The sequence below is a fragment of the Amycolatopsis lurida genome, assembly GCF_900105055.1.
GTDB classification, from domain to species: domain Bacteria; phylum Actinomycetota; class Actinomycetes; order Mycobacteriales; family Pseudonocardiaceae; genus Amycolatopsis; species Amycolatopsis lurida.
Map to the genome: position 1 here is coordinate 2,132,288 of NZ_FNTA01000004.1, position 25,020 is coordinate 2,157,307.

The window sequence follows — 25,020 nt, forward strand, 5'->3', positions numbered from 1 at the left end:
TCTACTGCTGTAGTCAGTAGTACGCTGACAGCGATCCCACCCTCGGAAGGAACCACGTGACAGAGGCGACGGCGCAGCGCGTCCGGCCGGCGGGCGATCCACTGCGCCACGCGCTCGAACTGCTCGGCGACCAGTGGACCTTGCTGATCCTGCAGAGCCTTTTCCTGCGCTTCCGCCGCTATGAGGAACTCCGGCTGCGGCTCGGCATCTCCCCCACCGCGCTGTCCGGGCGGCTGCGCGCGATGGTCGACGCGGGCGTGCTCGTCCGCACGCCGTACCGCGACGCGCGCCGCACGCGGCACGAGTACCGGCTCACCGAACGCGGCCTCGAACTGTGGCCGCTGCTGATCTCGATCTGGGCCTGGGAACGGGAATGGGTCGAGGGACGGCGTGCCGTGCTGCCGACGCTGATCCACCTCGACTGCGAACTGGCCACCTCGGCACCGCTCGGCTGCGCCTCCTGCGAACGGCGGGTCGACGCCCGCGACGTCCGCGCACGACGGCTCGACGACACCGGCGTCGTCGAGGCGACGGCCTCGAAACGCTTCCGCCGCAAGGACGCCGAATCCCTCGCGGGCGACCCGCTGATGTTCTTCCCGGACACCATGGAACTCCTCGGTGACCGGTGGTCGACCGGGCTCGTGGTGAGCGCACTGCTCGGGGCGCGGCACTTCTCGGAGTTCGAACGCGAACTCGGCATCGGGCCGAGCGTGCTTTCGGGACGGCTGTCGAAGCTCGTGGACGTCGGTGTGCTGCGGACCGGAGCCGCGAAGACCCGCACCGACGCGCACGACTACCGGCTGACGGCGAAGGGGCTCGCGTTCTTCCCCGCGCTGGCCTTCATCGCCGAGTGGTCACAGGGTTTCGAGGTCCCTGGCCAGGAACCGGACATCACACTCGACCACGTGGACTGCGGCAACCGGCTGAAGCCGATCCTGCTGTGCGACCACTGCTGGCGGCCGCTGCTGCGGAACCGGGTCCGGTTCGGCGGCCCGGTCCGGCTGCCCACGCCGCCCAGGTGACGTAAATCGACTCGCCAAGCCGGTCGGTTCCTGACAGGCTGGCGTGGTCACACGTCGTCACCTCGGAGGTAAGAATGACTGAACCCGCACCGTCCCCTGCGGATGGCGAAGAGGACGACACCAAGCGCAAGTTCCGCGAGGCCCTGGAGCGCAAGCAGGCACAGGCCCGCTCGGGCTCGGCCCACGAGAACGGCGGCGGGAAGAACCTGCACGCGCACGGTCCGGCGGCGAACAAACGCACCTTCCGTCGCAAGAGCGGCTGAGTCCTCCGCGCCTGGACGAACCTGACGCGAAAGCCACTTTCGGGGCATCTGGTGTCCTGAAAGTGGCTTTCGCCGCGTCCAAGCCGCGCGACGGAGCTGGGTCCCAGGGCCACACCGGGCACCACTCCGCCGCGCATGCCATGAAGGGGCCTTTCATCGCGAATTTTGCTATGAAAGGCCCCTTCATGGCGCTTGAGAACTACACCGTCAGGATCGACCGCAGTCCGCCGACCTCGGCCATCCGGCGCTCGGCCAGCCGGTCGGCCGCCGTCGCCGGTGGCACGCCGTCGGCCTTGGCCAGCGCGAACACCTCCTTGGTGGTGTCGAAGATGGCCGTCGTCTTGCGCTTGGCACGCGCGAAGTCGAACCCGTGCCGCTCGTCGTCGACCTGGATCACGCCACCGGCGTTGACCAGGTAGTCCGGCGCGAAGAGGATGCCGCGGTCGTCGAGCTGCTTGTCGACGCCCGGGTGTGCGAGCTGGTTGTTGGCCGCGCCGCAGACGATCTTGGACCGGAGGTCGCCGACGGTCTCGTCGGTGAGCACCCCGCCCAGCGCGCACGGCGCGAAGACGTCGAGCTCGGTGCGGATCAGCGTGTCGAGGTCTTCGACGACCTCCACGCCGGGGTACGCCGCGCGGGTGCGCTCGATCGCCGCGGGCGAGACGTCGGTGATGACCACCTGCGCGCCCGCCTCGATCAGATGCCCGACGAGGATGTGCCCGACCTTGCCGACCCCGGCGACGCCGACCTTGCGACCCGCGAGGTCGGGGACGCCCCAGACGGCGTCCGCGGAGGCCCGCATGCCCTGGTAGGTACCGAAAGCGGTGAGCACCGAGGAGTCGCCGGCGCCGCCGTTCTCCGGCGAGCGGCCCGTGACGAACTCCGATTCGCGGGCGACGATGTCCATGTCCTGCACGTAGGTACCCACGTCGCAGGCGGTGATGTAGCGGCCGCCCAGCGACTGGACGAACCGGCCGAAGGCGCGAAGCAGCGCTTCGGTCTTGTGCTTCTGGGGGTCGCCGATGATGACGGCCTTGCCGCCGCCGAGGTCGAGCCCGGCGAGCGCGTTCTTGTAGGCCATCCCCTTCGACAGCGCGAGGACGTCCGCGAGGGCCGCGTCTTCGGATTCGTAGGGGTAGAAGCGGGTCCCGCCCAGCGACGGTCCGAGCGCCGTCGAGTAGATCCCGATGATGGCCTTCAGGCCGGTGGCCTGGTCCTGGCAGAAGACGACCTGTTCATGGCCGGTTCCCTGGCCGAACACTTCGGTCACTGTGGTGACTCCTTGTCCTGGAGTGCACGCTGCTTGTGGCTCACGTGCGAAGTTCCTGCAACAAGGCACAGTCCCCGACGAAGGTCGTCCGGCGGCGACGGTGCCACATCGCAAACCTAGATCGCCCCGGTCCGTTCGCCAAGCCGGGGCGGGCCGTCTCAACCGTCGACGACCTCTTTGAGGACGCGGAGCGCGGAGTCGAGCTGCCGGTCGGACAGATAAGGCGCCGGCCCGAACCTCAGATACGCGCCGCGGCTGTCGGTCCGCACGCCGCGTTCGTCGAGGGCGGCCTGCAGCGCGCCCGCGTCGGCGCACTTCAGCGAAAGGAACCCGCCGATGCGGTCCAGCGGCGTCTCCCGGTCACGGGTGATGACGTCCTCGGGCAGCCCCAGCCTGTCGAAGCCCTCGGCGAGGTAGCCCACCTGGTGCCGCGACACCTCCCGCAGGAACTCGGGCGTGAGCCCGTGCTCGGCGAAGAACCGGAAGACGCGGGCGCCCCGGTAGTGGCTCGTCGGGTCGTAGGTCGCTCCGGCGAACCGGTCCGATCCGGAGGCGTAGGCGATCTGGTCGGGTCGGCGCTCGTCCGCGAGCGCGCCGAACTCGGCGTACCAGCCGGTGACGACCGGCCGCAGTTCCTGTGCGTGCGCGGGCATCCGCAGGAAGCAGTTGCCTTCGCCGAGCTGGAGGTACTTGTAGCCGCCGCCGAGGACCCAGGCGTTGGTGAGCCCGAGGTCGTGCAGCGAGAACGGGACGATGCCGAGCGCGTGATAGGCGTCGACGACGAGGTTCACCGACTTCGAAAGGCAGACGTCGGCGAGATGCGCGAGACCCGGCACGAGGCGGGAGGTCTCGAACAGCACCGCCGAAACGAGCACGGCGGCGGTGTCTTCGGTGACCTCGGCCGCGACGCGTTCGGCCAGCGTGGCGACCGGCGCCGCGGGGACGCGGACCACCTCGACCCCTTCCTCGGCCAGCCTGCCCAGCTGACGGCGGAGTGTGTGGAACTCGCCGTCGGTGGTGACCAGCCGCGGACGGCGCGGCAGGTCCATCGCCGAGAGGAACCGGATCACCAGATCGTGCGTACTGGCACCGAGCGCGATGTCGCCGTGCGGGTCACCGAGCAGCGCCCGGAACCCGGCCCGCAGCTCGTCCGCCTTGGCGAAGGCCCGCGCCCACTTCGTGTCGACCTCTTCGGCAGCGTCGGCGAAGGCTTCGAGAAGGCCTTCGCGCGCGACGTCCGGCCAGGCCTGGTGCGAGTGCCCGGTGAACAGCAACCGGTCCGCCACACCGAATTCCGTGTAGTGCGCCGCGAGCGCGTTGGGGTCGCGGCGAAGTTCGTCGAGGTTCGTCAAAGCCTGCTCCGCACAGCCCAGAGATCCGGGAACATCGGGGAGAAAAGCGTCGTACGCAGATAGTGCGCTCCCGACGAACCCCCCGTCCCGGTCTTGTCTCCAATGGTCCGCTCGACCATCTTCACGTGCCGATACCGCCACTCCTGCATCCCTTCGTCCAGATCGACCAGGTGCTCCGCCACGACGGACGGCCCGGTGTCGTCGCGGTAGACCCGCAACAGAATTTCTTGGAGCGCCGGAGAGGGTTCGAGTGGCTTGGTGACATCGCGCCCGGTCGGGACGTCGTACCCCTTCACCGCGAGGTAGGTGACGAAGGAGTCGAAGAGCGACGGCCGTGACATCGCGTCCGCGATCTGGGCACGCTGGTCACCGCCCTCGGGGTAATGCGCGAACACCCGCTCGTCCCGGCGGCCGAGGACGGCCTCCAGGACGCGGAACTGAGCCGACTGGAACCCGCTCGAAGCGTCGAGTCGCGCACGGAAACTGGTGAACTGGCTCGGAGTCATCGTCTCGAGCACATCGATCTGCGCGACCACCACCTTGAAGATAGTCAGGATTCGCCTCAGTGTGCGGACGGCGTGAGCGGTGTTACCCGCTTCGAGTTGCTCCTGCAGGTAAAGCGCCTCGTGGAGAACTTGTTTGAACCAAAGTTCATACACTTGGTGGATCACGATGAAGAGCAATTCATCGTGCTCGTCGGACCGCGGATGCTGCGCGTCCAGCAATTCGTCCAGCGAAAGGTAGGACGTGTAACTCAATGCGGCCTGAGTGTCGTTCATTTTTCTGTCACTCCATCGATATCGCGCCGACCGTGATCGCGCCGCCAGGGCGCGATCCCGGAAAGATCAAGAGCCTCTCCCGGTCACCTTTCCTTTTTCCGTCACCTCGTCGAAATGGCGCTGCGCCGCCGGGGCCAGCGCGTGGTAGAGCTCGTGGAACAGGTCGACCGCGGCCGCCCGGCTCGGCGGAGCGGGCACCAGCCCGACCGGGAGCTCCGGATCGAGTGACGGGAAGGCGCGGAACGTGTGCGTCAGCCAGGTCCGGACCCGGAACGCCTCGGCGTCGGGCAGGTCTCCCGGATACCCGCCGAAATCCCGGACGAACGCGTCGTACCGCGCGGCGAGGCCGTCGAGGTTCCACGCCCTCGCGGCGAAGCGCCGGACGTCGAGCCCGGCCGACGGTTTTCCGAGCATCAGCCCGGCGTGTTCGGAGACGTCCAGTTCGGCCAGCAGGGCGAGTACCTCGGCCTCACGGTCGTGCGGGGCGATCCAGGTGCCGTCCTGGACGGGCCCGAAACCGAGGAACCGCAGGCGCCGCACCAGCCGTTCCCTGGCCTGCCGCCGGCTCTCCGGGATGCTCTGCCACAGCACGGTCCACTCCCCGACCTCGCGTTCGCGCCTGCCGAGCGAGAAGATCCGGCGGTCACCGTCCTCCAGGAGCGCGATCGTGCGGCGGGTCAGCGAGTAGTGGACGAGCCTGCCCGCCTTGTGCCGCGCGAGCAGATCGCGGCGGGCGAGCCTGGCCAGCGCGATCCGCGCGGCGCCGTCGGAGAAGCCGAGCCCGGCGAGCACGCCGACCAGGCCGCCGGACCAGACACGACGGCTCTCGCGCGGCGACACGTAAGTGCCGAGCAGCGTCATCACCAGTTCCTGGGGACCTGGGTCGCCGTGGGGCGCGGCCGATTCGGGCATACGAGCAACTCTATACACCTCAGGCCGCTGCGGTGTAGCTTGACTCGGGTGACGTACTTCGCGGAGTTGAGCTCACCACAGGTCGCCGCGCTCGCGTCCGACGAGCGCGTTCCCGTGCTGCTGCTGCCGGTGGGCGCCGTCGAGCCGCATGGACCGCACGCGCCGCTGGGCACCGATCCCCTGATCTCCCGCGGGATGTGCGAGCGCGCCGCCGCGCGGCTGGCCGGTGATCCGGGTGTCCGGGTACTGATCCTGCCCGAGGTTCCGTACGGCGTGACGCGGCTCGCCGCCGGGTTCGCGGGTGGCATCTCGATCGGCGAGGAAACCCTGTACGCGCTGCTGACCGAGATCTGCGGGGCGCTCGCCGAGCAGGGACTCACCCGGATCCTGCTGGTCAACAACCATTTCGAACCGGCGCATCTGACAGTGCTGCGGCGCGTGGCCGAGACGGCGGGCGTCGGCTTCGTCGACCTGGTCCGCCGCCGGTACGCCGAGCGGCTCACCGACGAGTTCCGTTCCGGCGAATGCCACGCCGGGCAGTACGAGACGGCACTGGTGCTCGCCGACCGGCCGGACCTCGTCGACGCCGCCGTTCAGCGCGACCTTCCGCCGGTCCACGTCGACCTGGCGCGCACCACCATCACCGACTTCGGCTCGGCCGGGATGACCGAGGCCTACTGCGGATCCCCCGCCCAGGCGACCGCGGAGGAAGGCGAGAAGACCTTCTCGGTGCTCACCGACATCCTGGTCGAAGCGATCCGAGAACTGGTATGACCTTCAATCTGGCGACCCATTTCGTCGACCGCCTGCCCGGCGAACGGACGGCGTTGCTGTGCGGCGACGAGGAAGTCACGTACGCGGATTTGGCGGCTCGGGTGAACCGGGCCGGGAACGTGCTGCGGGAGCTGGATGTCCGAAGTGGACAGCGGGTCCTGCTCGCGCTGAACGACGGTGTCGAGTTCGTGGCCCTCTGGTACGCGGCGCAGAAGATCGGCGCGGTCACCGCCGAGGTCTATTCCTTCCTCCAGCCCAAGGACTACGCGTACTACCTGGACTACACCGAGGCCGTCGTCGTCATCGCCGACGGCTCGACGTTGCCCGCGCTGCGGGCGGCCGGGGCGCGAAACCTGCTGGTCGTCGGCGATGTCGCGCTGGAGCCCGGTGAGCACTCGTTCGACTCGCTGGCCGCATCGGCGTCCGCCGAGCTGGAGGCCGCGCCGACCACGCTGGACGACGTCGCCATCTGGAAGTTCACCACCGGCAGCACCGGTGCGCCCAAGGCCTGCGTGCACCCGGCGCGCAGCGCACTGGAGAGCTTCGACCGGTACGCGCTCGGCGTGCTGGGACTCCGCGAAGACGACCGCGTGCTGGCCGTGCCGAAACTGTTCTTCGGCTACGCGCGGGATCTGACCGCGTTGTTCCCGTTCGGCGTCGGCGCGTCCGGGATCGTGTTCCCCCAGCGCAGCACCGCCGATCTGCTGTTCTCCCTGATCGAACGCCACCGGCCGACGATCCTGGTCAACGTGCCGACCATGATGAGCGCGATGATCGCCCATCCGCAAGCGTCCTCTGTGGACATGAGTTCGCTCCGGCTGGCGACGTCGGCGGGCGAGGCGTTGCCGTCGGAGCTGCATCGCAAATGGGACAACCTGTTCGGTGTCCCGGTGATCGACGGGATCGGCTCGTCGGAGGCGTATCACATCTATCTGTCCAACGTTCCCGGCGCGCAGCGGGTCGGCAGCCTCGGCCGCGAGGTACCCGGCTACACCGCTCGTGTCCTCGACGAACGCGGCGATCCCTTGCCGGATGGGGAGATCGGCACCTTGGAGGTGACCGGCCCGACCATCGCGCGCGGGTACCACGGCGACGCGGAAAAGACCGCGCGGACGTTCCATGGCGACACCCTGCGCACGGGCGACCTGTTCAGCCGCGACATCGACGGCTACTTCCATCACCACGGCCGCGCCGACGACCTGCTGAAGGTGTCCGGTGTGTTCGTCGCGCCGAGCGAGATCGAAGACTGTCTCATCGGTCATCCCGCGGTCGTCGACTGCGCGGTACTGGGCGTGACGGTCGACGGACTCGTCGTCCCGCGGGCGTGCGTCGTCCTGGCGGAGGGCGCTTCCGCCACGGCCGAGGAGCTGAAAGACCACGCGCGGACACATCTGGCGAAGCACAAATACCCGCGCGAGGTGGTGTTCGTGACCGGACTCCCCCGCACGGCCAACGGGAAACTCGATCGGCGCGCGTTGCGCCGGGTGGAGGCAGAGTGAGCAGGATCGTCGTCGTCACCGGCGGGACCCGCGGGATCGGCGCGGCCATCGCCGCCCGGTTCCGGGCCGCCGGCGACAAGGTGCACGCCCCCGGCCGGGCCGAGTGCGACGTCACCGACGAAGACGCCGTCGCGCGGTACTTCGAAGATCTCGGCCCGGTGGACGTGCTGGTGAACAACGCCGGGATCTCGGCGAGCGCGCCGCTGGCGAAGACGTCGCTGGAGCAGTGGCGCACGCAGATCGAGGTCAACGCGACCGGCGCCTTCCTGTGCACTCGGGCGGCTCTGCCCGGTATGCGGTCGCGTGACACCGGCCGGATCGTCACCGTCGCCTCGACGGCGTCGCATATCGGCTACCGCTACACGGCCGGGTACACCGCGTCGAAGCATGCCGCCGTCGGCCTGATGCGGGCCACCGCCGCGGAACTGGCGGGCACCGGTGTCACCGCGAACGCCGTCTGCCCGGCCTTCGTGCGCACGGACATGACGGCCGCCTCGGTCGCCCGGATCCGGGAAAAGACCGGCCGGGACGAGGCCGGCGCCGAGGCCGCCCTCGCCGCCGCGGCGCCGCTCGGCCGCCTGCTCGAACCCGACGAGGTCGCCCACGCGGTGACCTTCTTCGCGGCGCCCGAAGCGGCCGCGATCAACGGACAGACACTCGTCCTCGATGGAGGTGGGATCCAGTCATGAGCCCGTTCCGCGCCACGCCGCCGATCACGACGGACTGGGAGCACTTCGAGTTCACCGTGGACGACGGCGTCGCCACGGTCACCTTGGACCGCCCCGAAAAACTGAACGCGCTCACCTTCGACGTCTACGCGGACCTGCGCGACCTGCTGGCCGAGTTGCCGCACCGCGGCGACGTCCGAGTGCTGGTCGTCACCGGCCGGGGGCGCGGCTTCTGCTCCGGCGGCGACGTCGAAGAGATCATCGGCGAGTTGCAGAGAATGGAGTCCGCCGAACTGCTGGAGTTCACGCGGATGACCGGCGCGGTGGTGAAGGCGCTGCGGGAGTGCCCCATCCCGGTGATCGCCGCGGTGAACGGCATCGCGGCGGGCGCGGGTTCGGTGATCGCACTGGCGAGCGACTTCCGCCTGCTGGCGTCTTCGGCGAAGTTCGCCTTCCTGTTCACGAAGGTCGGCTTGGCCGGCGCGGACATGGGCTCGGCGTACCTGCTGCCGCGGCTCGTGGGTCTGGGCCGGGCGACCGAGTTGCTGATGCTGGGCGACAAGATCGACGCGACGCGCGCGGAGGCGATCGGCCTGGCTTCGAAGGTGGTTCCCGACGCCGAGCTCGCTGCCGAGGCCTCCGCATTGGCGCGGCGCCTGGCCGATGGCCCGGCTCTGGCCTATGGGACGACGAAGGTGCTGCTGACGCGGGAGCTGGACATGGACCTGGGCAGTTCCATCGAGCTGGAAGCGATCACGCAGGCTTTGCTGATGACGGCGAAGGACCACGGGGAGTTCTATGCGGCCTGGACGGCCGGGCGTGCGCCCCAGTGGACCGGGCGGTGAGCTCTTTTCGCTGAAAGCCCCCGCAACTAGTCATCTACTTGCGCAGGACCGGCCGTGCCCAGTAGCCGCTCCGCCAGCACCCGGCACCGCTCCCCCAGCTCCGCCGGCTCGATCACCGCGAACGCGTGCCCCAGCACCACCACGTGCATCAGCAGGAAGTCGAGATCCCCGGCCCCGCTCACCACCTCGCACCGCGAACGGCCCCGTTCCCGCACGACGGCCGCCGAAGCCGGAATCTGCGCCCGCACAACGGGAGCGGGTGCGTGGACCAGGAATCGCGCCTGGTGCCGGTACACCCGGCTGGCGATGTTCTCCTGCACGTAGGCGGCCGCGTCGGGTGCCGGGCGCGGGCGGAAACGCCACGACCTCGCGGAAACCTCGGTCATCCGGTCGACGCGGAAAGTGCGCCAGTCGTCGCGGTCGAGGTCGTAGGCGAGCAGATACCAGCGTCGCCCGGAAGCCACCAGCCGATACGGCTCGACCCGCCGCACCGCGGACCCCGAAGAGGACGGATACGCGAAGCCCGCCTCGACCTCGTCACGGCAAGCTCGGGCCAGGGTCATGAGTACGTCGGGGTCGATCGGCGCGCGGCTTCCGTCGAAGGCGACCACCGCACCGGACAACGCGCTCACCTCGTGGCGCAGCCTGGTCGGCAGCACCCGATCGAGTTTCGTCAGTGCCCGGAGCGTGGCCTCGCCGCTGCCCGCGCCGGCGAGCAGCGAGACCGCGGTGGCGATCGCCTCCTCGTCGTCCAGCAGCAGCGGCGGCATGTCGTGGCCGGGTCCGAGCTGGTAGCCGCCGCCCACGCCGTTGCCGGCCTGCACCGGATATCCGAGCGCGCGCAGGCGTTCGACGTCGCGGCGGATCGTGCGCGGCGTGACGCCGAGCCGTTCGCCCAGTTCCGGGCCGGTCCACACCGCGCGCTGCTGCAAAAGGCCGAGCAGGGTGAGCACCCGCTCGGTCGTGCCGCGCTCGTCCTCCATGTCACCCACTGTGCCAGAGATAGCGGACCGATCCTGTCCGCTAGGCGTGTCAGAGTGGTCCCATGAACCGCAAGAGCCGCGAATTCCAGGTCAGCTTCGACGCCCTCGACCCGAAAGCCCTGTCGATCTTCTGGCGCGACGCCCTGGGCTACGTCCACCCCGGCCCTCCCGGGGTGGAGGTGCCCGAAGGCACCGACCCGCTGGACGCGTGGGCCGAGTTCCTCGAGCGTGTCGGAGTGCCCGAGGATCAGCGCAACACCCGCTCCGCCCTCGAAGACCCGGACGGCGAAGGGCCGCGGATCTTCTTCCAGCAGGTCCCGGAGGACAAGATCGCGAAGAACCGCGTCCACCTCGACCTCCGCGCCGCGCCCGGGCTGGTGGGAGACGAGCGCATGGCAGCGCTCGAAGCCGAGTGCGACAGGCTCGTCGCGCTGGGGGCGAAACGGATTCAGCGCTTCGAGCCCGAGGAGCCGCTGAGCCTCGGCTTCATCGTGATGAACGATCCGGAGGGCAACGAATTCTGCCTAGACTGAGGTGACGGCGATCGCGTTGTCCTCCAGCGAGCCGAAGTAGAGGGTCCCGGCCCGCTCGCGGACGCCGACGAGCACATGGAACCCGTCGATCTCCCCGCGTAATTCGTGGACCTGCTTCCCGTCCGGCGTCACGCCTCGCACCCCGCATTCCCGCGCGGGTGCGGGCTGCAGGGCCGTCGGCAGCGCCCGGACTCCGGCCCGCAAGGGCGCGGGGAGCTTCTGCACCAGGGAAAGCGCGGGCACCTTCGGGCTCGCCACGGTGATCCAGATCAGCCCGTCGCTGCCGGTCGAGATGTTGTCGGGATACCCCCACAGGTCGTCGACGAGGTAATCCCGCGTGCCCGCCTTGTCGCCGGTGAGCCACACGCGCGCGACCCGGTAGGCGCCGGTCTCGGCGACGGCCACATAGGACTCGTCGGGCGGCAGCGCGACGCCGTTGGCGAACTGGAAACCGTCCGCGAGTTGCTCGATCTTGCCGTCCGGCGTGCGGCGCAGAAGCCGTCCGCCACCGGTCTGCTCGATCAGGTCGTCGCGCCATTTCTCGATGCCGAAGCGACGCGACGAGTCGGTGAAGTACACCGTGCCGTCGGAGGCGACTGCGGCGTTGTTGCAGAACACGAAGTCGAGCCCCACCGCCGAAGTCGCCAAGGTGGTCACGGGGCCGCCCGCGAGCGGCATGGTGAGCAGACCGGCCTTGGCGTCGCAGATCAGGAGGTCTTCGCCGTAGAACTCCAGCCCCAGCGGACGCCCGCCGGTGTCGCCGAGGACGTCGATCCGCCTGCCGTCCGGCGTGACGCGCAGGATCCTCCCGTCGTCGACGCCGGTGTAGATCCGCCCCTGGTCGTCGACCACGACGTCCTCGGGACCGTGCCCGTTGACCGGGATGACCGTGACCTCGCCGAACGCCATCGCGTTTCTCCTAGTGTCGCGCACCGGAATGCGGTGCATGAGTCGGTGGATCCAGGTTTCCGCTGGCGGTGTTGCCGGTTCGTCCACGTACCGGGTTGTACTCGGGCGGACCGGCAACGCCGCCAGCGGGAAGCTGGGCCGCCGAATCATGCACCGCATTCCGGTGCGCGACACTAGCGATAAGTGAGTAGTTCCGCGGCTTCCGCCTCGAAATGCGGATGTTCGTTGAACGACAACAAGGTCACCCCGCCACGGCCGGACACGAGTTTGGTGATGCCCGCGTTCACGGTGACCCGGTTCAGCTTCAGCAGCCCCGCCTTCGGCGTGCCCATGAGCACACCGCAGACCGTCGCGATCACGCCACCGGAGCTGAACACCACGGCGTGTTCGCCCTTGCCCAGCGACGCCACGACATCGGCCAGCGCGCCCTTGACCCGCTCCAGGAACTGAGGCCAGGTTTCGGCACACGGACCTGAAGCACCTGCTGCGACCCAAGCGTTCAGGGCACCGTCCAAAGCGGCCTGATACGCCCGCGAATCGGTCTGCTGGACACCGGCGGCATGATGCTTCGCGATGTCGACGTGGTCGTACTCGTTCCAGCGCTCGTCCTCGACGACGGCGATCCCGGAGCCGAGCACCTTCAACGCCGTCGCGGCCGTGTCCCGTTGGCGGGCAAGGGAACCCGCTCGCACCTGGGTGAACTCGACACCTCGCCGCACCAGCTCCTCACCGACCACAGTGGACTGTTCGAAGCCGCGCGGCGAGAGCTGGTCGTAGTTCTCCGCGCCGAACGACGCCTGCCCGTGCCGGACCAGGTAGATCGCACCCATCTACGCGTGTCCTCCTCCGATGACGCGGCGGCAACGCCCGTCGAGGTAGCCGACGAACTGCCAGAGGTCCTTCAGCGCCGGGTTGGTCGTCTGTCCTTCGTGGTAGCGGTAGTAGATCTGCTGGATCACCACCGCGAGCCGGAACAGGCCGTACACCTCGTAGAACGTCCAATCGCCGATTTCGAGGCCCGAGCGCTCCGCGTACCGCCGCACGAACTCCTCGCGCGTGTACATCCCGGGCACATGCGTCGGCTGACGGCGGCTGAGCTTCATGACGTCGTCATCGTCGTCCTGCACCCAGTACGCCAGCGTGCTGCCCAGTTCCATCAGCGGATCGCCGAGGGTGGCCATCTCCCAGTCGAGCACGCCGACGATGTCGAGGTCGTCGTCGAGCACCAGGTTGTCGAGCCGGTAGTCGTTGTGGATCAAGCAGATCTTGACCTCGGACGGCTGATTGTCCTTCAGCCACGCCATCACCTCGGCGCAGTCCGGGACGTTCTCCGTGCGCGCCTTGAAGAATCGCTCCGACCAGCCGCGCACCTGGCGCTCGACGTAACCGGCACCCTTGCCGAGATCGGCCAGCCCGGCGGCCTCGACGTCGACGGCGTGCAGTTCGACCAGCCTGTCGACGACCTTGCCGCACAGCTCCCCCGCGACCTCCGGCGGCAGGGCGAGGCCGGCGGGCAGATCTCCGCGCAGGATCAGGCCTTCGAGCCGTTCCATCACGTAGAAGTCGCCGCCGAGCACGGTTTCGTCGTCGCAGAAGGCGAGAACCTCGGGCACGTACGGGAAGACGGGCCGCAACCCCTGCTGGACCCGGAACTCGCGGCGCATGTCATGCGCGGAGGCGGCCTTGTGCCCGAGGGGCGGGCGCCGCAGGATCAGCTCGCGATCCGGATAGGTCAGCAGATACGTGAGATTCGAAGCCCCGCCGGGGAACTGCCGGACCTCGGGCGGCGAGTCGCCGAGCCCGGGCACCCGCCCGGCCAGCCAGGCGTGCACCACGGCCGGGTCGAACGAGTCCTCACCGCGGACCTCGACGGTTTTGTCCGGGGCCACCGTCATCCGAACTTCTTCAGCAGAGGCGCCGGGACGAACGGGAAGAGCTTCGAGAGCACGCTCCACGGCCACGTCGGCACGAACGCCTTCGCCGTCTCGGATTCGATCGCCTTCACCAGCGCCTGCGCGCCGGGCTCCGCCTTGACCGCGCCCGGAAGCTTCGAGATGTCCGGGTTCATCCCCGATTCGATGAACCCGGGATGCAGTGTGGTGACCTTGATCGGCGTCTTCAGCAGCTCGATCCGGGTGCCCTCGGCGAACGCCGAGATCCCCGCTTTCGAGGCGGCGTACGCGGTGGTGTTGCCGGGGACACCGCGAAGCGCGAGGAAGGAGGAAACGACCACGAGGTGGCCGTCCTTCTGCTTGCGGAAGATGCCGACGGCGGCCTCGATCTGGGCGGCAGCGGCGAGGAAGTTCGTCTGGAGCGTCTGGCGGTTGGCGTCGAACCGGCCGGTGCCGACCCGCTGTCCCTTGCCGAGCCCCGCGTTCACGATCACGCGGTCGAGGGAACCGAGTTCCTCGCGGAACTCCTCGAAGACGGCGAAGACCTGGTCGTGGTCGTTCACGTCCAGCTTCCGGGTGACCACGGTGATGCCGGGATACGCCTTTTTGAGTTCCGCCGCGAGGGCTTCCAGTCGGTCGACACGGCGGGCGGCCAGCGCCAGGTTGCGGCCTCTGGCGGCGTACTGCCTCGCCATTCCCTCGCCGAGTCCGGAGCTCGCCCCGGTGATCAGGATGTTCTTCCGCAGGACCATGGCCTGGAGCTTACCCGTTGGTAACAAGTCTGGGATCCCCTCGGACAGGGGCTGCCCCCGGCGCCTGGAGTACGCCGGGGGCAGCCTGTCCGAAAAGGGTCTTACTTGACCTGGAGCAGCTTGTTCGCCGTTCCACCGGTCGGGTTGCTGATCTTGCCGTCCGCGGCGGCGCCGACCAGGCCTTCGGCGACCTGGGCCGGGGTGGCGTCAGGGTGCGCCGAGAGGTACAGCGCGGCGGCACCGGCGACGTGCGGCGCGGCCATCGAGGTACCGCTGATGGTGTTGGTGGCGTCGTCACCGGTCGCCCACGAGGAGGTGATGTCGACACCCGGCGCGTACAGGTCGACGACCGAACCGAAGTTCGAGAAGCTGGCCTGCTTGTCGGTCTTGTCGCTGGCGGCCACCGTGATGGCCTCCTTCACCCGGGCGGGCGAAGTGGTGCCGGCGTCGGAGGACTCGTTGCCCGCCGCGAGGGCGAAGGTCACGCCCTTGTCGATGGCGCCCTTGACCGCCGCGTCCAGGGCGTCGTCCGCGCCGCCGCCCAGGCTCATGTTGGCGACCGACGGACCCTTGGCGTTCGCCGCGACCCAGTCGACACCGGCGACGACACCCTCGGTGGTGCCGCTGCCGTTGGCGTCCAGCACGCGGACGCCGACGATCTTCACTCCCTTGGCCAGGCCGTGCTCCGTGCCGCCGATGGTGCCGGCGACGTGCGTGCCGTGACCGTGCTCGTCGTTGGGGGTGTCGTCGTTGTCGACGAAGTCCTTGCCGCCGGCCGCGCGATCACCGAAATCCTTGTGCGAGCCGAGGACACCGGTGTCGATGACGTACGCGGTGACGTTGTCGGCCTTCGTCGGGTACGTGTACTTGTCGTCGAGCGGAAGGTCCGCCTGGTCGACGCGGTCCAGGCCCCACGACGGCGGGTTGTCCTGGGTCTCGCTGATCTTGAACGTCTTGTTCTGGACGACGTACGCGACCTGCGGGTCGGCGGCGAGACGCTTCGCGGCGGCCTCGTCGGCCTTGATCGAGAAGCCGTTCAGCGCCGAGCCGAACGTGCGGGACAGCGTGGTGCCGTACTGACCGGCGAGGCCCTGCGCCTTGGCGGCCACGTTCGCGGTGATCTCGTGCGCCGCGGCCACGCCCTGGCCGACCGCGGTGGGCTTGAGCACGACGATGTAGCTGCCGCCGACCGCGTTGGCCGCACCCGCGCCGCGGATCTCACCCTGCTGCTCGGCGTTGGCCGCACCCGCGCCGAACGTGGCGACCGCTGCGGTCACACCGGCGAGGGCGACTCCCGCCACGAGGCCGCTACGGGTCTTTCGGGACTTCAGGTTCTTCCGGGACTTGCTCACTGGTTCCCTTCCTGCCGCGCCGTGCGGATCACCCGGGAGGATGATCGTTGTTGAGAGCCATGCAAGCCGGTGCGCTGGTGGCCGGGCAATGATTCACAGTTACCAGTACTAGGCCAAAAGGAGTAACAGCGCTCGTCCGAAAAGTCGTTTTCGCCTGGCAGAAGGCGCCCCTGAAGCGTTACCTCAGACTGTTAAAGTTATTCGTGTTGTTATCAACCGGGCGGTGTCAGGAAACGGCAGACGGGGGCGGTCGGGCAGCATATGGTGGCGGGGAGCACGGCGGACCGGGTGACCACGGACGATGAAGATCAGCCGCGTACCGCCTTCGCCACCGCGTTGAGATCGGCCATCGCCACCAGCGGCCTGAGTCTCGACCGTATCCAAGCCCGGCTCCTCGCGCGCGGCGCGTCGGTGAGCGTGACCGCGCTGAGTTACTGGCAGTCGGGCAAACGTCAGCCGGAACGGCAGAGTTCACTGTCCGCGGTCCGGGTCCTCGAAGAGGTCTTGGCGATCCCCGCCGGTTCGCTGCTCAGCCTGCTGCCGCCGCCGCGGCCGCGCGGGGCGTCGTCACGCCGCAGCCGGGCGACCACCGAGCAGCCGCTGACCTTCCCGCTCGAAGCGCTCCAGGCGTTGCTGGAGAAGGTCGGCGCGCCCAACGCGCTCGAACAACACCATCAGCTGAAGCTCGTCGGCCTGCACGACCTCTGCGAGATCGCCGAGGACGGCGGGCAGCGCGCGGTGACCGCGCGGGCGGTGTTCCAGGCGGGTGCGGACGGTCAGGACCGCTGGCTGCTGGTCTACGCCCAAGGTGATCCGGAGGCCGGGCCGCCGGTGCTGAACACGCTGCGCAACTGTCACGTCGGCCGCGCCGAGGTCGACGACGAGCACGGGCTCACAGTGGCCGAACTGCTCTTCGACCGGCCCATCGACCGCGGCGAGACGCATCTGATCGAGTACTCGCTGACCAACCCCGGGCCGCCGTACCCGGAATGCCGGAACACGCATTACCGCGAGTTCCGGCGTCCCGTGCGTGAATACCTGCTGGAGGTCCGGTTCGATCCGGGCACCGTGCCGGCGAAATGCTGGCAGTACAGCGCCCACGGCGCCTCGGCTGGGCCGAGGGACCGGAAGGAACTCAAACCGGACCAGGGCAACGGCGTCCACGCCGTGGCACTCGACTTCGGCCCCGGCGTGTTCGGCATCGACTGGGAGTACTGATCGCCTCGTGAGTGGTAAGGACGGTTAGAACCGTCCTTACCACTCACGAGGCCGTCGCGTCAGTGCAGCTTGTTGCGCAGCACCTTCCCGGTCGCGTTGCGCGGTAGCTCTTCGAGGAACTCCACCTCGCGCGGCACCTTGTACCGGGCGAGGTTGGCCTTGACGTACTCGCGCACGCCGTCGACGTCCAGGTCCGACTTCTCGGCCCGCACCACGAACGCCTTCAGCCGCTGCCCGAACTCGGGATCCTCGACGCCGATCACCGCCGCTTCGAGCACGTCCTCGCGTTCGACCAGAAGGTTCTCGACCTCGATCGGGAAGACGTTCTCGCCGCCGGAGACGATCATTTCGTCGTCGCGGCCGTCGATGAACAGGAGGCCGTCCTCGTCGAAGTGGCCGACGTCGCCGCTGGAGAGCAGCCCGTCGATGATCTCCTTGTTGCGCCCGTCGGTGTAGCCCTGGAAGCTCAGCCCGCTGCCGACGAACACCCGGCCGGTGACATGCGGCTCGGTGATCTTCTCGCCCTTTTCGTCGTACAGCGCGACCTTGCAGCCCACCGGCGCGCGGCCGACCGTACCCGGTGCCTTGCGCCAGTCTTCGGGAGTCGCGACCGTCGCGACCGCGACCTCGGTGGAGCCGTAGAGGTTGTGCACGACGTCGCCGAACGCCGCGGTCGCGCGGTTCCCCAGATCCGGTGACAACGCGGAGCCGGCGACGAAGATGATCCGCAGGCACGAGGTGTCGTACTTGGCGCGGACCTCCTCGGGCAGGTCGACGATCCGCTGCAGCATCGTCGGCACGAGGACCAGCGTGGTGCACCGGTTCTCCGCGACGCCGCGCAACGTCTCCTCCGGCACGAACCTGCGCCGCATGACGACCTTCGAGCCGAGCGCGAAGGACAGGATGAACTGCGACAACCCGGTGCCGTGGAACAGCGGCGCGCCCATGTAGGTCGCCTCACCGGTCCGCAGCGGGATGCGGTCGAGGAACTGCGCGGAGGCCAGCGCGGAGGTGTGCGGGCGCGGCGCGCCCTTCGGCGTCCCGGTGGTGCCGCTGGTCAGCAGGATGAATCCGCCCGGTTTGGCCGGCGCGGGCCACGGGCGGTCGTCGGTGCTGGCGACCAGCTCGGTGACGATCGGGATCTTGTGCCCGGACAGCTCGGCGTCCGAATCGACCCACGCGAGGTAGTGGTCGACGTCGCCCTCGACCGCGTCCAGCAGGTCGGAGAACTCCTGGTCGTACACGAGCGCGGTGACGCCTTCGCGTTTCGCGACGTCCGCGAGCTGCGGTTTGGCGAACCCGGTGTTCATCAGCAGCAGCTTGGCGCCGAGCTTGCCCGAGGCGAGCATCGTCAGCACGAGACCGCGGTGGTCGCGGCACAGCGCGGCGATCACCGAACCCGGGCCGAGGCCGCGTTCCGACCACGCCCTGGCCAGCGCGTTCGACTGGGTGTCGAGCTGCTTGAAGGTCAGCGGGCCGAGCTCGTCGATGATGCCGGTCGCGGTCGGGTCCCGGCGGGCGGCGATCATGTTCGCGCCGGCGAACGGACCCCATTTACGCACCATGACCAGCGAACGCAGGCCCTCGTCGACCCGCGGGATGGGGAGCAGGCCCGCTTGGCGCATCACGTCGATGCTGCGCACGGTCTCGGTCACCTTGCCCGCCACCAAGGTGGCGAGGCCGGTGGGGTTTCTCATCCGGGCACCTCCGTTGCTGCTGCGGCGAGACACCATGCCCCCGGCGGTTCGCGTATCGGCGGTATGGGGTTGCTACTCGACAGTAGCCGACCGATAGCGCAGGCGCACTAGCCGTCTGGTGACAGAAATGTCGGGGGGAACCACCACAATGTGAGTGTGCAGGCGATCGCAGGTCAAGAGGAGGATGGCGACTTCGCGATCGCTTTTTCCGGGGAGCCGCCGCGGCAGGGCATGAAGCTCCCGGAGTTCGTCGGCGAAGTGCGGCGGTGGGAGGCGGAGCACTCACCCCGTTGGGTGTTCCCGTCGGTCGAAGGGACGTATCCGGCGCTGATCAAGGCGGGCGTCCGGGTGCGGCGCTGTCATGACCTGGCGCTGACCGAGGGACTGCTCCTGGCCCACGAAGGCCGTCCGCAGGAGTCGCGAAGCCTGCGTGCGGCGCTGGCCAGGGCAAACGGGCAGGAAGCGCCCGCCGACGAGCCCCCACTGTGGGCCGAGGACGACCAGCCGACGCTGTTCGAGACGCGGGGGCCGCGACTGCCGTCCGGTGTCACGGTGATCGACGCGGCGCGCCGGGTGCTGGCCGAGCAGGAGAAACGGGTCGCCGTCACCGATCACCCGGAGCGGTTACGGCTGCTCTTCGCGGCGGAGTCGGCGAGCGCGCTGGCGGCCGCCGAGATGTCGGCCGACGGGCTGCCCTGGCGGGCGGACCTGCATCTGGCGTTGCTCGCCGACCAGCTCGGGCCCCGTGTTCCGGCCGGCCACCGGCCGAAGCGGCTGGTCGAGCTGGCGGCGAAGATCAGCGCCGCGTTCGGCGGGCGTCCGGTCAATCCGGACGCCCCGGCCAGCGTCGTCCGGGCGCTCGGCCGGGAGGGCATCGAGGTTTCGTCGGCCAGGAAGTACCTGCTGCGCGACATCGACCATCCCGCCGTCCCGCCGCTGCTGGAGTACAAGGAGCTCGCGCGGCTGCATTCGGCGAACGGCTGGACGTGGCTCGACGAGTGGGTGCACGACGGCCGGTTCCGCCCGCACTACGTCGTCGGCGGCGTCGTTTCCGGCCGCTGGGCGAGCCGGGGCGGCGGCGCGCTGCAGATCCCGAAGATCCTGCGGACCTGCGTCCGGGCCGATCCTGGCTGGAAACTGGTGGTCGCCGACGCCGCCCAGCTGGAGCCACGGGTGCTGACCGCGTTGTCCGGAGACCGGAAGCTGGCCGACGTCGCCGCGGCCACGGATCTGTACGCGAGTCTCGCCGAGGCGATGTTCTCCGGAGTGCGCCGCGTGCCGGTGCCCGCGTGGGACGACAGGGACGACCGGGACCGCGCGAAGATCGCGATGCTGTCGGCGATGTACGGCGGCACGTCCGGCGAGGCGGGACCGTTGCTGGCGTTGCTGCGCACCAGGTTCCCCGACGCGGTGTCCTATGTGGAGCGTGCCGCGCAGGCCGGGGAACGTGGTGAGCGCGTCCGCTCGCGGCTCGGCCGGACGTCGCCCGCGCCGTCGGAGGCTTGGCGCGCGCTGACCGGCGGCGTCGCGGAGGACGAGGCGGGTGAGCTGAAGGCACGGCAGGCGTCCCGCAACTGGGGTCGCTTCACCCGGAACTTCGTGGTGCAGGCGAGTGCGGCGGACATGACCGCGGTCCTGCTGGCGACCCTGCGCAGCAGGCTCCCGTCCCCCGCGCACCTGGTGTTCTTCCAGCACGACGAGGTCCTGGTGCACACCCCGGCCGAGTTCGCCGACGAGGTCTCGCAGTCCATTGTGGACAGCATGGCCGAGGCGGCGCGGATGCTTTTCGGTCAGGCCTGCCCGGTCCGGTTCCCGCTGCACATCGCCGCCGTGGACACCTACGCCGACGCGAAGTGAGTTACGCCCCCAACCACGCGAGTTACGCCTTCAATCACGCGAGTTCGCCGTTCAATCACGCGTGTCGTCCGTCTGCACACGCGCGTCGTCCATCGGATCACGCGAGTTCCGCCTCCAGTCACGCGAGTCGTCCGTCTGATCCCACGTGTCGTCCGCCCAATCACGCGAGTTACGCCCTCAATCACGCAAGTTCCGGCCCCAATCACGCGAGTCCCGGTTCCAGGCGATGGGATATACGTGACCAGATGGCGAACTCACGTGATCAGATGGACGACTCGCGTGATTGAACGGACGACTCACGTGATCAGATGGACGACACGCGTGATCGGGGGCGCAACTCGCGTGATCGGAGGCGTAACTCGCGTGATCGGGCGGCGAACTCGCGTGATCGGAGGCGTAACTCGCGTGAGCACCGCAAGTAGGTGACTAATTGCGGGAGGTGGCGGCGTCGTCCAGGGCCTTGATGACGCGCTTCAGCGAGACGGGGTGGGCGGTGCCGAGCGTCTGGGCGAAGAAGCTGACCCGCAGTTCCTCGATCATCCACCGGATCTCCCGCAGCGCGGGCGAAGAAGTGCCCGGCGGCAGCGCGTCCAGCGCCGCCTGGTACTCGTTGCGGAGCCAGGCGATGTCGCCGGTGCGCTGGATGTCGCGCGTCGGCTCGGTCGGGAGTTTCTCCAGCCGCCGTTCAATCCCCCGCAGATACCGGACGACGTGCTTCAGCCTGTCCTGCCCGGTCTCGGTGACGAAACCCTTGTGCACCAAGCCGTCCAGCTGCGCGCGGATGTCAGCGAGCGAGTCCTTCGGGCCACGCGTGTCGGCCAGCCGCGTTTCGACGTCGTTCGCGGCGCGCAGGATCTTCTCGACGTTGGTCAGCACGTCGAGCACCCCGGCGTTCAGCCCGGCACGCACCTTCTCCAGCAGGACCGCGAAGCCGGCCTCGTCCCAGCGCGGTCCGCCGTTGTCGGCCACGAGCTTGTCGACGGCGCAGTCCACACAGTCTTCGAGCAACGCCGCCACGGAGCCGTGCGGATTCCGGTTCAGCACGAGTTTCGAGGAGTTGCCGAGATTGCGGGTGATGAACTTCATCGGCGAAGGGATGTTCAGCCGCAGCATGCGCCGCGTGCCCGCCCACATCGACTGTTCCTGCTGGCCCGGCGTGTCCAGCAGCCGCACCGCCACGGAACCGCCTTCGTCGACCAGCGCCGGATACGCCTTGACGTCGTGCCCGCGTTGCTTGCTCGCGAACACCTTCGGCAGCTCACCGAACGCGGGCGTCGTCAGCCCCTCGCGCTCGATGCTGTCCGCCGCCTTGGAGATCGTCGCGCGCACCTGACCGCTCAGATCTCGTTTGAGAGCGTCGATGTCCTTGCCCTCGGAGACCTTCTTGCCGCGGACGTCGACCACGCGGAAGGTCATCTTCAGATGGTCGGGGACCGCCGACAGCTGCCAGGCGTCGTCGGGGATAACCACTCCGCGTAACGCTTCCAGCTCGTCGGCGACGACGTGCAGCAGCGGCCCGTCGGCCGGGCCGACCCGCGACAGCACCAGTTTCGCGTGGTCGGGCGCCGGCACGAAGTTGCGGCGGATCGCCTTGGGCAGCGACTTGATCAGCTGCGTCACCAGCTCTTCGCGCAGGCCGGGGACCTGCCAGTCGAAGCCGTCCGGGGTGACCTGGTTCAGCACCGGCAGCGGGACGTGCACGGTGACGCCGTCCGCGTCGGCCCCCGGCTCGAACTGGTACGTGAGCTTGAAGGTCTGGCTGCCCTGGGTCCAGAAGTCGGGGTAGTCGGCCTCGCGCACGCCGCCCGCGGTCTCGTTGATGAGCATCGTCTTCTCGAAGCTCAGCAGGTCGGGCTCGGTGTGCCGGGCCTTCTTCCACCAGCTGTCGAAATGCCGCGCGGAGACGACGTCGGCCGGGACGCGCTGGTCGTAGAACTCGAACAGCGTCTCGTCGTCGACCAGGATGTCGCGGCGGCGGGCCCGGTTCTCCAGGTCCTCGACCTCTTCGAGCAGCGCGCGGTTCTCGCGGAAGAAGTGGTGCCGGGTCTCCCAGTCACCCTCGACGAGGGCGTGCCGGATGAACAGCTCGCGACTCACCTCGGGATCGATCCGGCCGTAGTTGACGCGGCGGTCGGCGACGAGCGGAACGCCGTACAGGGTCACCTTCTCGAGCGCCATCACCGCGCCCTGTTTGCGCTCCCAGTGCGGCTCCGAATAGTTCCGCTTCACCACGTGCCCGGCGAGCGGCTCGACCCACTCCGGCTCGATCCGCGCGTTGACCCGGCCCCACAGCCGTGAGGTTTCGACGAGCTCGGCCGACATCACGAACCGCGGCTGCTTCTTGAACAGCGCCGAACCCGGGAAGACCGAGAAGCGCGCCCCGCGCGCGCCGAGATAGTCACCCTTGGCCGGATCCTTGAGACCGACATGCGACAACAGCCCGGCGATCAGCGACGTGTGCACACGTTGCGGATCGGCCGGGCCGTCCGTGTTGAGGGTGATGCCGAGCGGTTTGGCGAGCTGACGCAGCTGGCTGAAGATGTCCTGCCATTCGCGGATGCGCAGGTAGTTCAGGTACTCGTTGCGGCACATCCGGCGGAACTGGTTGGTGGACAACGCCTTCTGCTGCTCGGTGACGTACTCCCACAGGTTCAGGTACGCGAGGAAGTCCGACGTCTTGTCCGTGAACCGCGCGTGCTGCTCGTCCGCCGCCTGCTGCTTCTCCGCCGGCCGCTCGCGCGGGTCCTGAATGGACAGTGCGGCGGCGATGATCATCACTTCGCGGACGCAGCCGTTGCGAGACGCTTCCAGCACCATGCGCGCCATCCGCGGGTCGACCGGGAGCTGCGCGAGCTTGCGGCCGGTCTCGGTGAGCTTCTTGCCGTCGGACATCTCGAACGCGCCGAGTTCCTGGAGCAACTGGACGCCGTCGGTGACCTGACGGCGATCCGGCGGCTCCACGAAGGGGAACGCCGCGATGTCGCCGAGGCCGAGCGAGGTCATCTGGAGGATGACCGACGCGAGGTTGGTCCGCAGGATCTCCGGATCGGTGAACTCGGGCCGGGCGTCGAAGTCGTCCTCGGAGTACAGCCTGATGCAGATACCGTCGGACGTCCGGCCGCAGCGGCCCTTGCGCTGGTTCGCCGACGCCTGCGACACCGGCTCGATCGGCAGCCGCTGCACCTTGGTGCGATGGCTGTAGCGCGAGATCCGCGCGGTGCCGGGGTCGACGACGTACTTGATGCCGGGCACGGTCAACGAGGTCTCGGCGACGTTCGTCGCGAGCACGACGCGGCGTCCGGTGTGGCGCTGGAACACCCGATGCTGGTCCGACGACGAGAGCCGGGCGTACAGCGGGAGGATCTCGGTGTTGCGGAGGTCCTGTTTGGACAGGGCGTCCGCGGCGTCGCGGATCTCCCGCTCGCCGGAGAGGAACACCAGGATGTCGCCGGGCCCCTCGTGCTGCAGTTCGTCGACGGCGTCACAGATGGCCTGCGTCTGGTCGCGATCCTGATCGGCGTCCGGGTCGTCGGGGTCGATGATCGGCCGGTAGCGGACCTCGACCCGATACGTCCGGCCGGAGACCTCCACGATCGGCGCGTCGTCGAAATGCTTGGAGAACCGCTCCGGATCGATCGTCGCCGAGGTGATGATCACCTTGAGATCGGGGCGGCGCGGCAAGAGCTGCTTGACGTAGCCGAGGATGAAGTCGATGTTGAGGCTGCGCTCGTGCGCCTCGTCGATGATCAGCGTGTCGTACTGGCGCAGCATCCGGTCGGTCTGGATCTCGGCGAGCAGGATGCCGTCGGTCATCAGCTTGACCAGCGTGTCCTGGCCGGAATGGTCGGTGAACCGGACCTTGTAGCCGACGGCCTCGCCGAGCTCGGTGTTCAGCTCGGAGGCGATGCGATCGGCGACCGTGCGCGCGGCCAGCCGCCGCGGCTGCGTGTGCCCGATCTGGCCCCGGATACCGCGGCCGAGTTCGAGACAGATCTTCGGCAGCTGGGTCGTCTTCCCGGACCCGGTCTCGCCCGCGACGATCACCACCTGGTGGTCGCGGATGGCGGCGGCGATCTCGTCCTTGCGCTGGCTGACGGGCAGCTCTTCGGGGAACGAGATCTTCGGGACGGCGTCGCGTCTGCGGGTGACCCGCAGCTCGGCGGCCTCGATGTCGGCCTCGATCTGCGCGGCGAGCGACTCGGCGTTGCGCGCTTTCCGGGCACCGTCGAGCCGGCGCCGGAGGCGGTGCTCGTCGCGCGACATGAGTTCGGGCAGGCGAGCGCGCAGGGCGCCGAGCGGGGAAGGTTGAGAAGCCATGACCGGCACCAGGATAGCCGTGCGTGACGATCCGGGCCTCCGAATATCCCGCACGTCACCACCACCCCTCGCAATTCGCCATCTACTTGCGATAGTTGGCAGGACGAACTATCGCAAGTAGATGAC

Annotated in this window: 21 protein-coding genes; 9 read left to right on the forward strand and 12 right to left on the reverse strand. The window is 68.9% G+C overall.

Going from position 1 to position 25,020, the window contains the following annotated elements; translation table 11 throughout:
- Nucleotides 1-56 precede the first annotated feature (56 nt).
- Nucleotides 57-1,022, forward strand: a complete 966-nt coding sequence (locus BLW75_RS15100) for a winged helix-turn-helix transcriptional regulator (RefSeq protein WP_034312789.1) — start codon at nt 57-59, stop codon at nt 1,020-1,022.
- Nucleotides 1,023-1,096: 74 nt separating this feature from the next.
- Complete coding sequence (locus BLW75_RS15105; RefSeq protein WP_005162443.1) at nt 1,097-1,285, forward strand: DUF5302 domain-containing protein; 189 nt, start codon at nt 1,097-1,099, stop codon at nt 1,283-1,285.
- Nucleotides 1,286-1,484: 199 nt separating this feature from the next.
- Here the strand turns inward: BLW75_RS15105 and BLW75_RS15110 are convergent, their stop codons facing one another.
- The 4 genes from BLW75_RS15110 to BLW75_RS15125 all read right to left on the reverse strand — a co-directional run bounded on the left by BLW75_RS15110 (nt 1,485) and on the right by BLW75_RS15125 (nt 5,598).
- Nucleotides 1,485-2,555 (reverse strand): Glu/Leu/Phe/Val family dehydrogenase, encoded by a 1,071-nt coding sequence (locus BLW75_RS15110; protein WP_034312793.1) that lies wholly within the window; start codon nt 2,553-2,555, stop codon nt 1,485-1,487.
- A 158-nt stretch (nt 2,556-2,713) separates the two neighbouring features.
- On the reverse strand, nt 2,714-3,907 hold the full coding sequence (locus BLW75_RS15115) for a PLP-dependent aminotransferase family protein (protein WP_034312795.1): 1,194 nt from the start codon (nt 3,905-3,907) through the stop codon (nt 2,714-2,716).
- Nucleotides 3,904-4,686, reverse strand: a complete 783-nt coding sequence (locus BLW75_RS15120) for a tryptophan 2,3-dioxygenase (RefSeq protein WP_034312798.1) — start codon at nt 4,684-4,686, stop codon at nt 3,904-3,906. The genes BLW75_RS15115 and BLW75_RS15120 overlap by 4 nt, the downstream gene beginning before the upstream one ends.
- 66 nt (nt 4,687-4,752) lie before the next feature.
- The gene (locus tag BLW75_RS15125) at nt 4,753-5,598 is read right to left on the reverse strand and encodes a PaaX family transcriptional regulator (RefSeq protein ID WP_034312801.1); all 846 of its coding nucleotides are present in this window, start codon (nt 5,596-5,598) and stop codon (nt 4,753-4,755) included.
- Nucleotides 5,599-5,646: 48 nt separating this feature from the next.
- Between BLW75_RS15125 and BLW75_RS15130 the strand changes: the two genes are divergently transcribed.
- From BLW75_RS15130 to BLW75_RS15145, 4 genes are read left to right on the forward strand one after another with little or no spacing between them, the layout of a single operon-like run.
- Nucleotides 5,647-6,372: a creatininase family protein gene (locus BLW75_RS15130; RefSeq protein WP_034312803.1), complete on the forward strand. Its 726-nt coding sequence runs from the start codon at nt 5,647-5,649 to the stop codon at nt 6,370-6,372.
- Complete coding sequence (locus BLW75_RS15135; protein ID WP_034312805.1) at nt 6,369-7,871, forward strand: benzoate-CoA ligase family protein; 1,503 nt, start codon at nt 6,369-6,371, stop codon at nt 7,869-7,871. The genes BLW75_RS15130 and BLW75_RS15135 overlap by 4 nt, the downstream gene beginning before the upstream one ends.
- Nucleotides 7,868-8,560 carry an SDR family NAD(P)-dependent oxidoreductase gene (locus BLW75_RS15140; RefSeq protein ID WP_034312807.1) on the forward strand — a complete coding sequence of 231 codons (693 nt, stop codon included), beginning with the start codon at nt 7,868-7,870 and terminating at the stop codon, nt 8,558-8,560. The genes BLW75_RS15135 and BLW75_RS15140 overlap by 4 nt, the downstream gene beginning before the upstream one ends.
- Nucleotides 8,557-9,384, forward strand: coding sequence for an enoyl-CoA hydratase family protein (locus BLW75_RS15145; RefSeq protein WP_034312809.1), 828 nt, complete (start codon nt 8,557-8,559; stop codon nt 9,382-9,384). The genes BLW75_RS15140 and BLW75_RS15145 overlap by 4 nt, the downstream gene beginning before the upstream one ends.
- 26 nt (nt 9,385-9,410) lie before the next feature.
- On the opposite strand, the gene BLW75_RS15150 is transcribed toward BLW75_RS15145, so the two are convergent.
- Nucleotides 9,411-10,367 carry a helix-turn-helix transcriptional regulator gene (locus tag BLW75_RS15150; protein WP_034312812.1) on the reverse strand — a complete coding sequence of 319 codons (957 nt, stop codon included), beginning with the start codon at nt 10,365-10,367 and terminating at the stop codon, nt 9,411-9,413.
- Nucleotides 10,368-10,429: 62 nt separating this feature from the next.
- On the opposite strand from BLW75_RS15150, the gene BLW75_RS15155 reads away from it, so the two are divergent.
- Nucleotides 10,430-10,900, forward strand: coding sequence for a VOC family protein (locus tag BLW75_RS15155; protein ID WP_034312815.1), 471 nt, complete (start codon nt 10,430-10,432; stop codon nt 10,898-10,900).
- Here BLW75_RS15155 and BLW75_RS15160 read toward each other — a convergent pair.
- The 5 genes from BLW75_RS15160 to BLW75_RS15180 form a co-directional block, all read right to left on the reverse strand.
- The gene (locus BLW75_RS15160; protein ID WP_034312816.1) at nt 10,892-11,809 is read right to left on the reverse strand and encodes an SMP-30/gluconolactonase/LRE family protein; all 918 of its coding nucleotides are present in this window, start codon (nt 11,807-11,809) and stop codon (nt 10,892-10,894) included. The genes BLW75_RS15155 and BLW75_RS15160 overlap by 9 nt on opposite strands.
- Before the next feature lie 173 nt (nt 11,810-11,982).
- Complete coding sequence (locus tag BLW75_RS15165) at nt 11,983-12,639, reverse strand: histidine phosphatase family protein (RefSeq protein ID WP_034312818.1); 657 nt, start codon at nt 12,637-12,639, stop codon at nt 11,983-11,985.
- Nucleotides 12,640-13,704 carry a phosphotransferase family protein gene (locus tag BLW75_RS15170; protein WP_034312822.1) on the reverse strand — a complete coding sequence of 355 codons (1,065 nt, stop codon included), beginning with the start codon at nt 13,702-13,704 and terminating at the stop codon, nt 12,640-12,642. It lies immediately after the preceding gene.
- Nucleotides 13,701-14,453: an SDR family oxidoreductase gene (locus tag BLW75_RS15175; RefSeq protein ID WP_034312824.1), complete on the reverse strand. Its 753-nt coding sequence runs from the start codon at nt 14,451-14,453 to the stop codon at nt 13,701-13,703. The genes BLW75_RS15170 and BLW75_RS15175 overlap by 4 nt, the downstream gene beginning before the upstream one ends.
- Before the next feature lie 101 nt (nt 14,454-14,554).
- The gene (locus BLW75_RS15180) at nt 14,555-15,805 is read right to left on the reverse strand and encodes a S8 family peptidase (RefSeq protein ID WP_034312826.1); all 1,251 of its coding nucleotides are present in this window, start codon (nt 15,803-15,805) and stop codon (nt 14,555-14,557) included.
- Nucleotides 15,806-16,066: 261 nt separating this feature from the next.
- On the opposite strand from BLW75_RS15180, the gene BLW75_RS15185 reads away from it, so the two are divergent.
- Complete coding sequence (locus tag BLW75_RS15185; RefSeq protein ID WP_198935743.1) at nt 16,067-17,023, forward strand: hypothetical protein; 957 nt, start codon at nt 16,067-16,069, stop codon at nt 17,021-17,023.
- A 59-nt stretch (nt 17,024-17,082) separates the two neighbouring features.
- On the opposite strand, the gene BLW75_RS15190 is transcribed toward BLW75_RS15185, so the two are convergent.
- Nucleotides 17,083-18,720, reverse strand: coding sequence for an acyl-CoA synthetase (locus tag BLW75_RS15190; protein WP_034312828.1), 1,638 nt, complete (start codon nt 18,718-18,720; stop codon nt 17,083-17,085).
- Nucleotides 18,721-18,870: 150 nt separating this feature from the next.
- Between BLW75_RS15190 and BLW75_RS15195 the strand changes: the two genes are divergently transcribed.
- Nucleotides 18,871-20,577: a bifunctional 3'-5' exonuclease/DNA polymerase gene (locus tag BLW75_RS15195; RefSeq protein ID WP_034312831.1), complete on the forward strand. Its 1,707-nt coding sequence runs from the start codon at nt 18,871-18,873 to the stop codon at nt 20,575-20,577.
- 426 nt (nt 20,578-21,003) lie between these two features.
- On the opposite strand, the gene hrpA is transcribed toward BLW75_RS15195, so the two are convergent.
- Nucleotides 21,004-24,894: an ATP-dependent RNA helicase HrpA gene (hrpA, locus tag BLW75_RS15200; RefSeq protein ID WP_034313010.1), complete on the reverse strand. Its 3,891-nt coding sequence runs from the start codon at nt 24,892-24,894 to the stop codon at nt 21,004-21,006.
- Nucleotides 24,895-25,020 lie beyond the last annotated feature (126 nt).

Excerpts from the sequence above, each read along its gene's own strand:
- BLW75_RS15160 (WP_034312816.1), bottom strand. The coding sequence starts at position 11,809 with ATGGCGTTCGGCGAGGTCACGGTCATCCCGGTCAACGGGCACGGTCCC.
- BLW75_RS15120 (WP_034312798.1), bottom strand. The coding sequence starts at position 4,686 with ATGAACGACACTCAGGCCGCATTGAGTTACACGTCCTACCTTTCGCTG.
- BLW75_RS15135 (WP_034312805.1), top strand. The coding sequence starts at position 6,369 with ATGACCTTCAATCTGGCGACCCATTTCGTCGACCGCCTGCCCGGCGAA.
- BLW75_RS15185 (WP_198935743.1), top strand. The coding sequence starts at position 16,067 with ATGGTGGCGGGGAGCACGGCGGACCGGGTGACCACGGACGATGAAGAT.
- BLW75_RS15165 (WP_034312818.1), bottom strand. The coding sequence starts at position 12,639 with ATGGGTGCGATCTACCTGGTCCGGCACGGGCAGGCGTCGTTCGGCGCG.
- BLW75_RS15105 (WP_005162443.1), top strand. The coding sequence starts at position 1,097 with ATGACTGAACCCGCACCGTCCCCTGCGGATGGCGAAGAGGACGACACC.
- BLW75_RS15170 (WP_034312822.1), bottom strand. The coding sequence starts at position 13,704 with ATGACGGTGGCCCCGGACAAAACCGTCGAGGTCCGCGGTGAGGACTCG.
- BLW75_RS15190 (WP_034312828.1), bottom strand. The coding sequence starts at position 18,720 with ATGAGAAACCCCACCGGCCTCGCCACCTTGGTGGCGGGCAAGGTGACC.
- hrpA (WP_034313010.1), bottom strand. The coding sequence starts at position 24,894 with ATGGCTTCTCAACCTTCCCCGCTCGGCGCCCTGCGCGCTCGCCTGCCC.
- BLW75_RS15145 (WP_034312809.1), top strand. The coding sequence starts at position 8,557 with ATGAGCCCGTTCCGCGCCACGCCGCCGATCACGACGGACTGGGAGCAC.
- BLW75_RS15150 (WP_034312812.1), bottom strand. The coding sequence starts at position 10,367 with ATGGAGGACGAGCGCGGCACGACCGAGCGGGTGCTCACCCTGCTCGGC.
- BLW75_RS15125 (WP_034312801.1), bottom strand. The coding sequence starts at position 5,598 with ATGCCCGAATCGGCCGCGCCCCACGGCGACCCAGGTCCCCAGGAACTG.
- BLW75_RS15175 (WP_034312824.1), bottom strand. The coding sequence starts at position 14,453 with ATGGTCCTGCGGAAGAACATCCTGATCACCGGGGCGAGCTCCGGACTC.
- BLW75_RS15155 (WP_034312815.1), top strand. The coding sequence starts at position 10,430 with ATGAACCGCAAGAGCCGCGAATTCCAGGTCAGCTTCGACGCCCTCGAC.